At 68.9% G+C, this 14,914-nt stretch carries 8 protein-coding genes; 4 read left to right on the plus strand and 4 right to left on the minus strand.

Going from position 1 to position 14,914, the window contains the following annotated elements; all coding sequences use genetic code 11:
* Positions 1 to 3,648: a pyruvate:ferredoxin (flavodoxin) oxidoreductase gene (nifJ, locus tag RKE50_RS17590; RefSeq protein ID WP_350038703.1), complete on the minus strand. Its 3,648-nt coding sequence runs from the start codon at positions 3,646 to 3,648 to the stop codon at positions 1 to 3.
* 102 nt (positions 3,649 to 3,750) lie between these two features.
* Entirely contained in the window at positions 3,751 to 4,548 is a 798-nt protein-coding gene (locus tag RKE50_RS17595; protein WP_350038705.1) for a thioesterase family protein, read from the minus strand.
* Positions 4,549 to 4,708: 160 nt separating this feature from the next.
* Between RKE50_RS17595 and RKE50_RS17600 the strand changes: the two genes are divergently transcribed.
* The 3 genes from RKE50_RS17600 (at position 4,709) to acnA (ending at position 8,845) form a co-directional block, all read left to right on the plus strand.
* Positions 4,709 to 5,245 carry a DUF924 family protein gene (locus RKE50_RS17600; protein WP_350038707.1) on the plus strand — a complete coding sequence of 179 codons (537 nt, stop codon included), beginning with the start codon at positions 4,709 to 4,711 and terminating at the stop codon, positions 5,243 to 5,245.
* Between the two features lie 84 nt (positions 5,246 to 5,329).
* On the plus strand, positions 5,330 to 5,983 hold the full coding sequence (locus tag RKE50_RS17605; RefSeq protein WP_350038710.1) for a peroxiredoxin: 654 nt from the start codon (positions 5,330 to 5,332) through the stop codon (positions 5,981 to 5,983).
* 108 nt (positions 5,984 to 6,091) lie between these two features.
* Positions 6,092 to 8,845 carry an aconitate hydratase AcnA gene (acnA, locus tag RKE50_RS17610; protein WP_350038712.1) on the plus strand — a complete coding sequence of 918 codons (2,754 nt, stop codon included), beginning with the start codon at positions 6,092 to 6,094 and terminating at the stop codon, positions 8,843 to 8,845.
* A gap of 4 nt (positions 8,846 to 8,849) precedes the next feature.
* On the opposite strand, the gene RKE50_RS17615 is transcribed toward acnA, so the two are convergent.
* The gene (locus tag RKE50_RS17615; protein ID WP_350038714.1) at positions 8,850 to 10,874 is read right to left on the minus strand and encodes a hypothetical protein; all 2,025 of its coding nucleotides are present in this window, start codon (positions 10,872 to 10,874) and stop codon (positions 8,850 to 8,852) included.
* A gap of 35 nt (positions 10,875 to 10,909) precedes the next feature.
* The gene (locus RKE50_RS17620) at positions 10,910 to 12,163 is read right to left on the minus strand and encodes an ATP-grasp domain-containing protein (protein WP_350038716.1); all 1,254 of its coding nucleotides are present in this window, start codon (positions 12,161 to 12,163) and stop codon (positions 10,910 to 10,912) included.
* Positions 12,164 to 12,299: 136 nt separating this feature from the next.
* Between RKE50_RS17620 and RKE50_RS17625 the strand changes: the two genes are divergently transcribed.
* Positions 12,300 to 14,912: an acyl-CoA dehydrogenase gene (locus RKE50_RS17625; protein ID WP_350038718.1), complete on the plus strand. Its 2,613-nt coding sequence runs from the start codon at positions 12,300 to 12,302 to the stop codon at positions 14,910 to 14,912.
* The last annotated feature ends 2 nt before the right edge of the window (positions 14,913 to 14,914 follow it).

Consider the following 14,914-nt stretch of genomic DNA (forward strand, 5'->3'; position numbering starts at 1 on the left):
TCACTCGCCCTCCTTCCCGGCGCCGTGTGTCGCGTCACTACCTTCCACCTGCTTGCGCCGCTGCGCCTTTGCCGCGCTCAGCGTCTCCCCCTCGTTCCACTCCAGGGCGGCCAGCTGCCGGTAGTGCTCGAAGCGGGTGTCGATGTCCCGCTGGGCCTGTTCCGCGAAGGCCTCGGCATCCTCCGGATGGCTGTGCCAGAGCATGCTGAAGCGGGTCTCCGATTCCATGTACTGCCGGTAGGGGACGCTGGGCGCCTTCGAGTCCAGCTGCAGCGGGTTCTGGCCCTTGGCCAGGCGCTCCGGGTTGAACCGGAACAGGGGCCAGTGGCCGCTCTTCACCGCGAGGTCCTGCTGGCGGTGGTTGTTTGACAGGTCAACGCCGTGGGCGATACACGGGCTGAAGGCGATGATCAACGAGGGCCCCGGGTGCGCCTCGGCCTCGAGGAAGGCCTTCAGCGTCTGCGTGTCCTTGGCGCCGTAGGCGACGTGGGCCACGTACACGTCCGGGTACTCCATGGCGAGCAGGGCGAGGTCCTTCTTCGCCACCGCCTTGCCCCCGGCGGAGAACTTGGCCACGGCCCCCCGCGGCGTCGCCTTGGAGGTCTGGCCACCGGTGTTGGAGTAGACCTCCGTGTCCAGCACCAGGATATTGACGTCCTGGCCGGAGGCGAGCACGTGATCGACACCGCCGAAGCCGATGTCGTAGGCCCAGCCGTCGCCGCCCACGCACCAGACCGACTTGCGGCAGAGGTTCTCCGCCAGCTCCGCGAGGTTTGCCGCGGCCTCGCCGTCGAGGCGAGCCAGAGCCTCGCGCAGGGTGGCGACGCGCTGGCGCTGCTCGAAGATGCCCGCCTCGTCGCTTTCGTCCGCGTCGAGGATCGCGTCCACCAGGACCGGGTCCAGCCGGTCCCGCAAGGCGCTAAGCAGCTCCCGTGCATGCACGGCCTGCTGGTCGATGGCCATGCGCATGCCGAGGCCGAACTCCGCGTTGTCCTCGAACAGCGAGTTGTTCCAGGCCGGGCCGCGCCCTTCCGCGTTGGCTTTCCAGGGCGTGGTCGGCAGGTTGCCGCCGTAAATGGACGAGCAGCCGGTGGCGTTGGCAATCACCATACGGTCGCCGAAGAGCTGGCTTGCGAGCTTGAGGTACGGCGTCTCGCCGCAGCCCACGCAGGCGCCGGAGAACTCGAACAGCGGCTCCAGCACCATGGCGCCGGGAATGGTCCCGGTCTTCAGCGCCGGCCGCGGGTACTCGGGCAGGCCGGTGAAGAAGGTCCAGTTGTCCCGCTCATCGTCCCGGAGCGGCGCCTGCGGCGCCATGTTCAGGGCCTTGTGGCTGGCGTTGGACTTGTCCCGGATCGGGCAGATATCCACGCAGAGCGTGCAGCCGGTGCAGTCCTCCGGAGCCACCTGGTAGCTCATGAGCGTGCCGTCCGGATAATCCTTGCTGCGGGTGGGTTCGGCCTTGAAGGTCGGCGGAGCATCCTCCAGGAGCCGGGCGTCGAAGACCTTGGCGCGGATCGCCGCGTGCGGGCAGACCAGCGCGCACTTGCCGCACTGGGTGCAGAGGTCCGCATCCCACACCGGGATCTCCAGCGCGAGGTTGCGCTTCTCGAGCGCCGCGGTACCCACCGGGAAGCTGCCGTCGTCGGGCATGGCGCTCACCGGGATCAGGTCGCCCTGGCCGGCCATGATCCGGCGGGTGACCCGGGCGACGAAGCTGTCGTCCTCTGCCGTTTCCAGCGCAGGCGCCGTGGACGCCACCTCGCCCGCGGGCACCTCGTGCAGCCCGGCCAGGGTGGCGTCGATGGCAGCGAAGTTCACCTCGACGATGCGCCGGCCGCGGCGCCCGTAGGTTTTCTCGACCGCGCTCTTGATAGCGCTGATGGCCTCGTCCCGCGGCAGCACGCCGGAAATGGCGAAAAAGCAGGTCTGCATGATCGTGTTGATGCGCTTGCCGAGGCCGCAGTCGGCCGCCACCTGGTAGGCGTCTATGCAATACAGCGACAACCCCTTTTCGATGACCTGTGCCTGCACTTCGGCCGACAGGCTTTCCCAGAAGCGCTCCGGCGGCTCCGGCGAATTCACCAGGAACACGGCCCCGGGTGCGGCGCAGGACAGCATGTCGACGCTGCCGAGGAAGTTCGGCTGGTGGCAGCCGACGAAGTCCGCGCTGTCGTTCTCGATGAGGTAGCTGGAACGGATCGGCCGAGGCCCGAAGCGCAGGTGCGAGACGGTGGTGGCGCCGGATTTTTTCGAGTCGTAAACGAAGTAGCCCTGGGCGTGGAGCGCCGTGGCCTCGCCGATGATCTTGATGCTGTTCTTGTTCGCGCCCACGGTGCCGTCGCTGCCGAGGCCGTAGAAAAGTGCCTGGAAACAGCCGTCGTGCGCATCGGTGCGGAAGCCATCGTCCCAGCACAGGCTGGTGCCGCTCACGTCGTCGTGAATGCCGACCGTGAAGCCATCGGCCGGCGTTTCCTTCACGAGTTCGTCTAGCACCGCCTTCACCATGCCCGGGGTAAATTCCTTGGAAGACAGGCCATAGCGGCCGCCGACCACCCTGGGCAGGGCCGGGAAACGCCGTTCGCCCATGGCGTCGCGGGCCAGCGCCGTGACCACGTCCTTGTACAGCGGCTCACCGTCCGCACCCGGCTCCTTGGTCCGGTCGAGCACGGCAATGGCCCGGGTCGAGGCCGGCAGTGCGGCCAGCAGCGCCTGCGCGTCGAAGGGCCGGTAGAGGCGGACCTTGAGCACCCCTACGGGTTCACCCTGGCGGACGAGGTAATCGACCGTCTCCTCGGCGGCTTCGGCACCGGAGCCCATGAGCACGAGCACCCGCTCCGCCGCAGGGTCGCCGACATAGTCAAAGAGCCGGTACTGGCGACCGGTGAGTGCCGCGAAGGCGTCCATGGTTTCCTGCACCAGGCCCGGGAATACGGTGTAGTAGGGATTCACCGTCTCCCGCGCCTGGAAATACACATCGGGGTTCTGCGAGCTGCCGCGCAGCACCGGGTGCTCCGGCGACAGGGCCCGGCGGCGGTGGGCATGTACGGCCGCCTCATCGATCAGGGCACGCACCGTCTCCTCGGACACCGCGGCCAGCTTGGCCACCTCGTGCGAGGTGCGGAAGCCGTCGAAGAAGTGCAGCACCGGGACGCGGCCGCGGAGCGTCGCCGCCTGGGCGATCAGCGCCATGTCCTGCACTTCCTGCGGGCAATTCGCGGCCAGCATGGCGAAACCGGTACTGCGCGCCGACATCACGTCGCTGTGGTCACCGAAGATCGACAGCGCCTGGCAGGCCAGGGAGCGCGCGGCGATGTGAAATACCGTCGGCGACAGCTCGCCCGCGATCTTGTACATGTTCGGCAGCATCAGGAGCAGGCCCTGGGACGCCGTGAAGGTGGTGGTCAGCGCACCGACCTGGAGCGCGCCGTGGATCGCGCCGGCGGCGCCGGCCTCGCTCTGCATCTCCACCACCCGGGGCACGCTGCCCCAGAGGTTCTGCCGCCCCTGCGCCGACCACTCGTCGGACCACTCGCCCATCGGCGAGGCCGGCGTGATCGGGTAGATGGCGATGACTTCGTTGGTGAGGTGGGCGATACGGGCCGCCGCCTCGTTACCATCGATCGTGAGGGTGTCCGCGGCGTGCATGGCCGCCTCCCGGAACTGCGAATGAGGCCTCCTATGCTCCTCCCGCAGCCGAGACCGGGGCATTGACCTCGGTCAGTAATCGGGGCAATCGGCGCTGGCGCCTCAACCCGCCCGGGGGACGAGCGCCAGCTGGCGGGACTGGGCGACGAAATGCCCTGCCGAATCCCACAGTTCGCCGTCTTCTTCCATCAGACCGCCGGCGACGAAGCGCGTGCTGAAGCGGCAGCGCAGCCAGCCCGGCGCGGGGATCGCGCGCAGGTGGGCGGTGAGTTCGACCGTGGGGGTCCAGCTCACGGGCAGGTTGGCGTTGAAGATCGTCGGCGGGAAGGCATCGAGAGCGAAGAGCAGCGCGGAGCTGTCCAGGGGCTCCTCGTCCAGCAGCCGGAACCAGCCGCGGAACAGGGGGCGGCCCGAGGGCTTGCCGGCCTTGAAACCGGCATCTTCGGGGTGCAGACGGAGATCGATGCGGTCCATCATCGCCGGCGGAAAGCCCTCGGGGGCGGCACGAACCCGCGGGCACTCGTCCGGCGGCGGCAGCTCCGGGGGCTGCTCCTCGATGCGCGCGGGCCCCTCGAGAGCACCGAGGTCGCCGAAGCCGCCGAGCAGGCGCAGCAGCGGTTTCTCGGCGCTTTCCAGGGTCGCCGACAGCGTCGCGAAGCGGCGCCCTTCCTTGATGGTCTCGCAGTCGATGGTCAGGGGCCCCGGGCGCCCTGGCGACAGGAAATGCGCGCTCAGGGTGACCGGGTGCGGCCGCCCGGACGCTGCCGTCATCGCCCGCGCCGCGATCGCCAGCAGGTAACCCCCGTTGGCATTGCCGACGACGTCCCAGCCCTCGCAGAGCGTGGCGCCGTAGCGCCTCCCGGTAATCGCCTCGACGGCGGTGTCGGCGTGGAATCCCATGGGCTTCGGTCCTTGGCAGGGCGGGCAGGAGAGCGCAAAGTAGGTTTTTTTACCGGCGCGGTCAACGCGGATCCGGAGCGTTCCCTGGCCTCCCTCCGGCGTTCAACCAGGCAAAGCGACCACGCTGGCCCAGGCACGCGAGCCCAGGAAAGGAGGCACCATGCAACCAGGGACCGTTCTCTCGTTCTGGTTCGAAGAATTGGAGCCGCGCGCGCGGTTCCGCCGTTCAGACGCGGTCGATAGCGCCATCCGGGACCGGTTTCTCGCCACCCACGGGGCGGCGGCCGCCGGCGAGCTCTGGCGCTGGCGGCAGACACCCGCCGGGCGCTGCGCGGAGATCATCGTGCTCGACCAGTTCTCCCGGAACCTCTTCCGCGACAGCCCCCGCGCCTATGCCCAGGACGGCATGGCTCTGGCGCTGGCTCAGGAGGCCGTCGCCAGCGGCGACGACCTGCGCATGGACCAGGACCAGCGCTACTTCACCTACATGCCCTACATGCACTCGGAATCACTCGCCGTACACGAGGAGGCCCTGCGCCTGTTTACGGCCCTCGGCAACGCGACGGCGCTCCACTACGAGCAGCGGCACCGGGAGGAAATCGAGCGCTTCGGCCGCTACCCGGGGCGCAATGCGGCGCTAGGCCGCGAAAGCACGGAGGCCGAGACCGCCTGGCTGGCAGACGGCGGCGGCTTCTGAGCGGATCGCGTTGCCGGGCAGGACGCTGACCGGCCTCAGGGTCTATACTCGGGGCCCTCCCGCCAACGACAGAGGAGTGAAATCATGGGTCTTCGCATCAACGACACCATCCCCAACCTGACCGTAGAGACGGACCAGGGCAGTTTCAGCCTGCATGACTTCGTCGGCGACAGCTGGACGATCCTGTTCAGCCACCCCAAGGACTTCACCCCGGTGTGCACCACCGAGTTCGGCGCCGTCTCCACGCTCGCGGCCGAGTGGGAGAAGCGCGGCACGAAGGTCATCGGCCTGTCCGTGGACGGGGTCGAGGAGCACAAGCAGTGGAAGGCCGACATCGAGAACTTCTGCGGCGCCCCCGCGGGTTTCCCGATCATCGCCGATGCAAATCTCGAGGTCTCGAAAGCCTTCGACATGCTGCCCGCGGATGCCTACCTGCCCGACGGCCGCACCGCCGCGGACTCGGCCAGCGTGCGCTCGGTGTTCATCATCAGCCCGGACAAGAAGCTGCAGCTGTCCATGACCTACCCCATGAGCGTCGGTCGCAACTTCGCCGAGGTGCTGCGCGCCCTCGACGCGCTGCAGGCCACCTACGGGAACCCCATCGCCACACCGGCGAACTGGGAACACGGCCAGGACGTGATCGTCGCCCTGTCCCTCGATGACGACGCCGCGAAGGCGAAGTTCGGCGAGATCGAGATCCGACTGCCCTACCTGCGCACCACGAAGATGCCGCAGTAAGTGTCCAGCGACCCCGCGCGGGCGTCGGGCGCGGCCAGCGCGCCGCCCCCCACGCCCTTAATCGCGCCCCGGTGACCGGGCGCCCCACGGAGTAATCCGGAGGCCAACGTGACCCACGCCACTGCAAAGAACAGCCTCAATACCCTGACTGACCTGCAGGTCGGCAATCGCAGCTACGGCTACCACAGCCTGCCCCGCGCGGCCCGTCAGCTCGGCGATCTCGAGAAGCTGCCGTTCTCCCTGAAGGTCCTGCTCGAGAACCTGCTGCGCCACGAGGATGACGAGACGGTCAGTCGCGCCCACCTCGACGCCATGGCCGCCTGGCTCGACTACAACCGCTCGGACACGGAAATCCAGTTCCGCCCGGCGCGCGTGCTGATGCAGGATTTCACCGGCGTGCCCGCCATCGTGGACCTGGCGGCCATGCGTGACGCCCTCGCCACCGCCGGCGGCGACCCGGCGAAGATCAACCCGATCTCCCCGGTGGACCTGGTCATCGACCACTCGGTCATGGTGGACCAGTACGGCTCGCCCACGGCCTTTGCCGACAACGTGGCCATCGAGATGCAGCGCAACCGGGAGCGTTACGAGTTCCTGCGCTGGGGCCAGCAGGCCTTCAACAACTTCCGGGTGGTGCCGCCCGGCACCGGCATCTGCCACCAGGTCAACCTCGAGTACCTCGCGCGCACCGTGTGGAGCGACGACCGGGACGGCAACCTCATGGCCTTCCCGGACACGCTGGTCGGCACGGACTCCCACACCACCATGATCAATGGCCTCGGCGTCCTCGGCTGGGGCGTGGGCGGCATCGAGGCCGAGGCGGCCATGCTCGGCCAGCCGGTCTCGATGCTGATTCCCGAGGTCGTCGGCTTCCGCATCAGCGGCAAGCTGCGCGAGGGGATCACCGCGACGGACCTGGTACTCACGGTCACCGAGATGCTGCGCAAGCACGGCGTGGTCGGCAAGTTCGTCGAGTTCTTCGGCGACGGCCTCGCCGAGATGCCGGTGGCAGACCGCGCCACCATCGCCAACATGGCGCCGGAATACGGCGCCACCTGCGGTTTCTTCCCGGTGGACGAGCAGACCCTGGCCTACCTGGAGCTCACCGGCCGCGACGCCGACCAGGTCGCCCTCGTGGAGGCCTATTGCAAGGCGCAGGGGCTTTGGCGGGAGCCGGGGCACGAGCCGTCCTACTCCAGCCTCCTGGACCTCGACATGGGCGACGTGGAAGCGAGCCTGGCGGGGCCGAAGCGGCCCCAGGATCGCGTCGGCCTCGGCCAGGTGCGCAGCACCTTCGAGCTGCTCATGGAGCAGGGCGAGGGCGCACCCGACCAGGACGCCGCCCGCCTCGAGGGCGAGGGCGGCCAGGGCGCCGTGGGCATCGACACCAGCTACCTGCATGCGAGCAGCCAGGTGTGCGAGCTCGCCGGAGAGGCGATGCACCTGAACCCCGGGGCGGTGGTGATCGCCGCGATCACGTCCTGCACCAACACGTCCAACCCCAGCGTGATGATGGCGGCCGGCCTGCTGGCACAGAAGGCGGTGGCGCGCGGGCTCGCGGTCAAGCCCTGGGTGAAGACCTCCCTCGCCCCCGGCTCCCGCGTGGTGACCGAGTACCTCGCCGCCAGCGGCCTCCAGGAAGCGCTGGACCAGCTAGGCTTCAACCTCGTCGGCTACGGCTGTACCACCTGCATCGGCAACTCGGGGCCTCTGCTGGAGCCGATCGAGAAAGCCATCGTCACCGGCGACCTGACGGTCTCCTCCGTGCTCTCGGGCAACCGCAACTTCGAGGGCCGGGTCCACCCGCTGGTGAAGGCGAACTGGCTGGCGTCGCCGCCCCTGGTGGTCGCCTACGCGCTGGCCGGCAACGTGCGCCTCGACATCAGCAAGGACCCGATCGCCGAGGATGCCGACGGCAAGCCCGTGTACCTGGCTGACCTGTGGCCGACCCAGGCCGAGGTCGCCGAGGCGGTGGCCCGCGTGAGCACCGCCATGTTCAAGGAGGAGTACGCCTCGGTCTTCGACGGCGATGCCACCTGGCGGGCCATCAGCGTGCCGGACAGCAAGACCTACCACTGGTCCGACACCTCGACCTACATCCAGCACCCGCCCTATTTCCAGGGCATGGCGCCGGAACCCGAGGCCCTTGCGGACGTCGATGGCGCGCGCATTCTTGCCCTGCTCGGCGACAGCGTGACCACGGACCATATCTCGCCGGCCGGCTCCTTCAGCGCCGACAGCCCCGCGGGCCGCTACCTGGTGGAGCGCGGCATCCACAAGCCCGACTTCAACTCCTACGGCTCCCGCCGCGGCAACCACGAGGTGATGATGCGCGGCACCTTCGCCAACGTGCGCATCAGCAACGAGATGCTCGACGGCGTCGAGGGCGGATACACGCGGCACGTGCCCAGCGGCGAGCAGCTGCCGATCTACGATGCCGCCATGCGCTACGCGGAGGAAGGCACGCCGCTCATCGTGGTGGCCGGGCGCGAGTACGGCACCGGCTCCAGCCGCGACTGGGCGGCCAAGGGCACCCTGCTGCTGGGCGTGCGGGCGGTCATCGCGGAATCCTTCGAGCGCATCCACCGCTCCAACCTCATCGGCATGGGCGTGCTGCCGCTGCAGTTCGGGGAAGGCGAAAGCCGCAAGTCCCTCGCCCTTACCGGGGAAGAGACCCTGTCGCTGCGCGGCATCGCCGGCGGTGTCTCACCGGGGCAGACGGTCACGCTCGAAGTCAGCTACCCCGACGGCAGCACCCGCTCTTGCGAGCTCAAGGCGCGCATCGACACCGCCAACGAGGCCAGCTACTACGCCGGCGGCGGCATCCTGCACTACGTGCTGCGGCAGCTGATGGCGGGCTGATCGCTCAGGGCGGGGGGACGGCCTGGGCGGCGAGCTCCGGGATCCGGTCCGCCGCCCAGCTTCCCCGCACCCGCTCCGCACAGCCGGCCACTACGCTCTCCTCCACCGTCTCCGGGGCGCCAGGCTCCAGCGGGTCGAAGTGGAAGATGTACAGGCGCGAGGCAAACTCGGCAAAGGGCAGCGAGGACTCCCCGTAGCGCTCGCCGTGGCCGGCAGTACTGACCACCACCCCCTCGCCCCAGTCCTGGCCACCGTCGTTGTTCGGGTTGAAGAAGTACACGCGCATCTCCTCCTCCTGGTCCAGGGCGACGCGGAGGATCGTGATCGCGTGCCAGCCGATGAAACGCGCGGCGCTGTCGGTTACCGCGATGCCCGCCGGCTGCGGGTGAATGAGCGGCTGGTTGCCGTTGTAGTAGGGGTGGTAGCAGGCGAAGAAGTGGCGCAGGAAGTCCTCGAGGGCCGCCAGCTTGCCCGTGGCCACGTCCACGTTGATGCGAAAGCCGCGGCCGGCCCACCAGCCATGGAACTCCGGGTTCACCCAGCGGTGCGGGTCCTCCGCGCGGCCGACGCAGCGCTGCATCATCTGCGCGTAGATGTGGTCCAGGTGGGGGACCACCAGCAGCGATACCGGGTCCAGGTCGAAGCCGAGGAGCGGCGAGAGCACGGTGCCGCCGCCCCGGGAGGAAATCGCGTCGCCCTCGAAATGCATGATGATCTCGTCGTCCCGCGCTGCCCAGGCCACCAGCTGCAGCAGGTAGTCCGGCTCGGCGTAGGACCACATGGACAGGGCCCGGGCCGACTGGCAGGTCGGGTTATTGCCCTGGCCGATGCCGAGCGGCTGGCCGAGCACGGCGAGCACCCCGGCGAGGAGCTGCTGCTCCGGCGCCGGCGTGTCGCCGTAGGTCTGCAGGAGTCGCTCCCGCGCCGCAGGCGCGAGCACCAGGCGGAGCTGGCGCCAGAGCGCCGGCGCGACCGGCGGCTGGTACAGGATGCCCCGCTCCAGCAGCAGGGCCAGGCCGTAGAGCGCCTGGCAGCTCTGCGGGTGGATAGCCGCCTCCACCAGCGCGTGAACCAGCCCCTGGTAGCAGAGCAGGCAGTCGCGGCCCGTGCTCGACAGGCCCAGCACATCCGGCAGCAGCGAGCCCTGGTTGCTGTCCAGGAGGTGCCGCACCGCAACCGCGTGGTAGGGCGAGACGAGCCCGGTGTCATGCATGGAGCGCGCGAGCCCGCGGACCTCCCCCTGCAGGGCGACGGCGTCCATGGCCGCCAGCCGCTCCGCGTAGCCGGCGACACCCGGGTCCTCGCTACAGGCGCGGGTCGGCCCGTAGAGGCTGCTCACGAGCCGCTCGGCGCCGCGGCCGCTGCCGCCGAGATCAATAGCCGGGTCCTGCAAGCAGCGGGCGATCTGCGTGATCATCTCCCGCACCGGCTCCACCCGGATGGGCCGCTGCTCGAGGATCCGCCAGATCTCCGCGATGAGCTGGTCGATCACCTGCTCGAAACCGAGGCGTTCGACGATGAAGGCGAGCGATCGCCGCGCGATCGCCGCCAGGCGCTCGCCCTGCTGCCGCTCCGCCTCGCCGGCGATCCCGAACAGGATCGACAGGCTCAGCGCGACGACCCGCACGAGGTGGCTGTGGGCCGCCGCCGGCGTCAGCGGCAGTTGCGTGTAGCTGCCCTCGGCAATCGCCAGGAAGCGGAGCTCGCTGAGCACCTCGATCACTACCGTTGCGGCATCGGGGCTGGTGAGCGCCTGGCGGGCGAGGGCCGGTACGAGCCGGTCCGGCTGATCCCAGTCCGAGCCGCGGAAGATACCCGCCTCCACGAGCGCCGCTATGCGCTCATGGAGGAGCTCGAGCCCCCCCTCCTCGGCCAGGATCTGCCGGGCGGCGTCGAGGGCCCGGGGAACCTTCGCGCCATGGGTCACCCGGCTGGCGCCACGCAGTGCCTCCAGCGCGCCGTCCAGGCGCTCTGCCCGAAGTGCCAGCCGCTGCGCCGTCTCGTCTACAAGGCTGCTGTTTTCAACCATCGGCTGCCTCGCCGGGCCGGCGCCGACCCGCGTGCTCACACATAGAAATCCAACTCTTCCTGCGCCTTGAGCAGGTCGCGCAGCTTGTAGGGGTCCTCGCCCTGGAAGTAAACGAGCCCCCAGTGCGTGCCGAACGCCGTGCGCTTGGTCACGGTCTCCTCCATGGGCGGCGTGAGCTCGTGCGACTCGAAGTAGGGATGATCCTCCGTTTCCGGGGGCATCTCCAGCCGGCTGACCACGCGGCGGCGCGGATAGACACCGAAGCAGCCGGCGTAGGTCTTCGCGTCGACCACCTCCTTGGGGAAGAAAGCAGCGATCTCCTCGGCCGTCGCCTTCGGATCGAAGGCGAGGATCAGGCCCTGGTAGGCATTGAAGCCGTAGGCCCGCTCGAGCAGTTCGAAGACCTTGAAGCCCGGCGGCCGGTAGGCGACCTCGCCGAAGTACATGGTGCCGTCGCTGGTCACGAAGTATTCCGGGTGCAAGAAGCCGAAGTCGATGTCGAAGGTCTTGATTAGCAGCTCGATCTGCTGGCGGATCTGGTCGCGGTACTGCTCGAGGTCCGGCGTGGCGGGCACGAACACCGAGTAACCGAGGGTCACGTACTCCGAGATGTTGAGAAAGGCGATCTTGCCGTCGTGGATCCACGCCTCCACCGCGAACTCCCAGCCGTCGAGGTGCGACTCCATGAGCACGGGGAACTCTTCCTCCGGGATCGTATCCACTTCGTCCGGGGTGCGGATCACGCGGTGGCCGAGGCAGCCCGCCTTGTCGAAGGCCTTGAGGTGAATCGGGTCGTTCGGGTCGCCGTCGAGCTTGAGCAGCGTCTGGTTCACGCGCTTCAGGAAGCGGATAACGTCGTCCTTGTCGTGGGCTTCCTCGAAGATGCCGACGCGGATACCGCCGAGCTGGGCGCGCCGCTTCATCAGGGCCTTGTCGCGCAGCAGCATGGCCTGGCCGAACAGCCGCGGCTTGTCCAGGAGCACGGAGTTGATCGCACCGGCCCACTCCACCGTTTCCTCGAACAGGGGGATGGCCACGTCGACACCCATGTCCTTGAGGGTCTGGGCGATTTCCACGGAGCGGTCGTTCAGGCGTTCGAAATTCCAGGGCAGGTAGGGGATGTCGTGGGTCTGGCAGTACTCCTCGGCCCAGTCCGGGGCGACCACGACGTAGCGGCGATCGAACTGCTCCGCTGCCTCGATGGCATTCAGGCTCCAGCCCAGCAGGGCGACATAGCCTTTTTCGGGGTTGTAGTTCTCGGGGTTCAGGCTCTTCTTGTCATCGGACATGAGTCCTCCAGGGTGTGACTGAACCACCCACCCTAACGAGCGGGGGCGCAGATGCCAAATCCTCCACCCGGGGAGCGCTGGAAAATGGCCCGGCTTCGACTACGGTTATTAAGGCCATTTTCCGAGGAGCGCCACCATGACCCTGTTGCTCTTTCTCATCACTGCTCTCGTTCTCATTTACCGCGCCACGGACGCCAACCAGGCCCGCATCGCGATCGTCGTCGCCACCGGTCTCGGCGTGCTGCTGGACGGTATCGGCACCTTCACGCTGGTCCTCGCCGCGGTTCTCATCGGCGTCGCGCTCCTGCTCATGCAGCCCAACCCGCTGCGCGAGCGGTTCCTCAGCCGCCCGCTGCTGGGCCGCATCCGCAGCATGCTGCCGAAGCTCTCGGACACCGAGGCGCAGGCGCTGGAATCCGGCTCCGTGGACTGGGACGGCGAGCTCTTCTCCGGCAGCCCGGACTGGGACAAGCTGCTCAACGCGCGGCCCGCGCAGCTGAGCGAGGATGAACAGGCCTTCGTCGACGGTCCGGTGGAGGAGCTCTGCGCCATGCTCGACGACTGGGCCATGGTCCACGAGGACTTCGACCTGCCCGCGCCGGTTTGGGAGCGGATCAAGGCGGACGGCTTCCTCGGGCTGATGATTCCCGAAGCCTACGGCGGCAAGGGTTTCTCGCACACGGCCCACTCGGAAACGGTGATGAAGCTGTCCACGCGCAGCGTCTCCGCCGCCGTCACCGTGATGGTGCCGAACTCCCTCGGCCCGGGCGAACTGCTCCTCGAGTACGGCACCGACGAGCAGAAAGACCATTACCTGCCGCGCCTGGCACGGGGTGAGGAAATCCCCTGCTTCGCCCTCACCTCGCCGGTCGCCGGCTCCGACGCCGGCGCCATCCCGGACAAGGGCATCGTCTGCCGCGGCCAGTGGCAGGGCGAGGAGGTGCTCGGCCTCAGCGTCACCTGGAACAAGCGCTATATCACCCTGGCGCCGGTGGCGACGCTGATCGGCCTCGCCATCAAGGTCTACGACCCGGACCGGCTCCTCGGCGGCGACGAGGTCGTGGGCGTGACCTGTGTGCTGGTGCCCCGGGACCTCGACGGTGTGCACGCCGGCGCGCGCCACCTGCCCATGAATACGGTGTTCATGAACGGGCCCACCTGGGGCAACGATGTCTTCATCCCCCTGGAGCAGGTCATCGGCGGCCGCGAGGGCATCGGCAAGGGCTGGACCATGCTTCTCGAGTGCCTGTCCATCGGCCGCTCCATCTCCCTGCCGGCCCTCGGCACCGGCGCCGGCAAGCTCGCGAGCCTCGCCACCGGCGCCTACGCCTACACCCGAGAGCAGTTCGGCCGCTCCATCAGCGAGTTCGAGGGCGTTCAGGAAGCGCTGGAACCGCTGGCGGGCCACGCCTACCAGATGAACGCGGCGCGGCTGCTCACCGTCGGCATGCTCGACCGCGGCGTGCGTCCCTCCGTGCCCTCTGCGCTGCTCAAGTATCGCAACACGGACCTCATGCGCCGGGCCATCAACCACGCCATGGACGTGGTCGCCGGCCGCGGCGTCATCACCGGGCCGCGGAACTTCCTCGCACGCGCCTACCAGGCCGTGCCCATCGCGATCACCGTGGAGGGAGCCAACATCCTGACCCGCAGCCTCATGGTCTTCGGCCAGGGGGCGATCCGCTGCCACCCTTACATCACCCGGGAAATCGAGGCCGCGAGGGGCAGCGACAGCGTGCGCGGGGCCCGGGCCTTCGACGGGGTCTTCTATCGACACATGGGGCACACCGTCCGCAACGGCCTGCGCGCCCTGCTCCTGGGCTACGCCGGCGGCAGGCTCGAACGCGTGCCCTTCAAGGCGGACCTCGAGCGCTACTATCGCCAGCTGGCACGCTTCTCGGCGGCCTTCGCCCTGCTCACCGACGTCACCCTGCTTTCCGTCGGCGGCGGCCTGAAGGCGCGACAGCGCCTGTCCGGGCGCATGGCCGACAGCCTGGTGGCCCTCTACTACGCCTCGGCGGTGATCAAGTTCTGGCACGACCAGGGCTACCCGCCGGAGCAGAAGCCGCTGGTGGAATGGTGCCTGCAGCGCAACCTGGCGGACCTGCAGGACGCGCTGCGCGGCGCCGTGGACAACTTCCCCGTGCCCGCCCTGCGCCGCCCGCTGCGCTGGCTGGTGTTCCCGCCGGGGCACACGCGCCTCTCGGGCCCCGACGATACCCTTGGCCGCACCGTAGCCGCTGCCATCGTCGAGGACACACCGCTGCGCGATACCCTCGCCGCCGGCTGCTACCGCAACGAGAATCCCGACGACTCGCTGGGCCGCGTGCTGAACGCCTATCGCCTCGCCCGGGAAACGGCGCACATCCGCGACCGGCTGCACGCCGCGATCCGCAAGCGCGACGAGGACGAGCTCGACGGCATCGCCCTGCTCATGGGCCACCAGCGCGCGGAGCTGGTGAACTGGGCTGTGGGCGAAGGCATCGTGAAAGAGGAGGAGCGCGAACCGCTGCTGGCGGCGCTGACCGCCCTCTACGACGTGCTTCGCGTGGATGCCTTCGACCCGGACGGCCTGCGCGAACTCGCGCAGGCGGCCAAGGGCAAGCGCCGCGTGGTCGAGCGCCCGGCACCGCAGGAGCCGCTCGAAGAACCGGAACCCTACCCGGAGACCGGCAGCTATGCGGTCGAGGAGCGCACGACCGACGCGGACGCTGCCGAGGACGAGGAGAGCCGCGATCCGACCTCCTGAAC

Source organism: Pseudohaliea sp. (assembly GCF_040217025.1).
Lineage (GTDB): Bacteria > Pseudomonadota > Gammaproteobacteria > Pseudomonadales > Halieaceae > Pseudohaliea.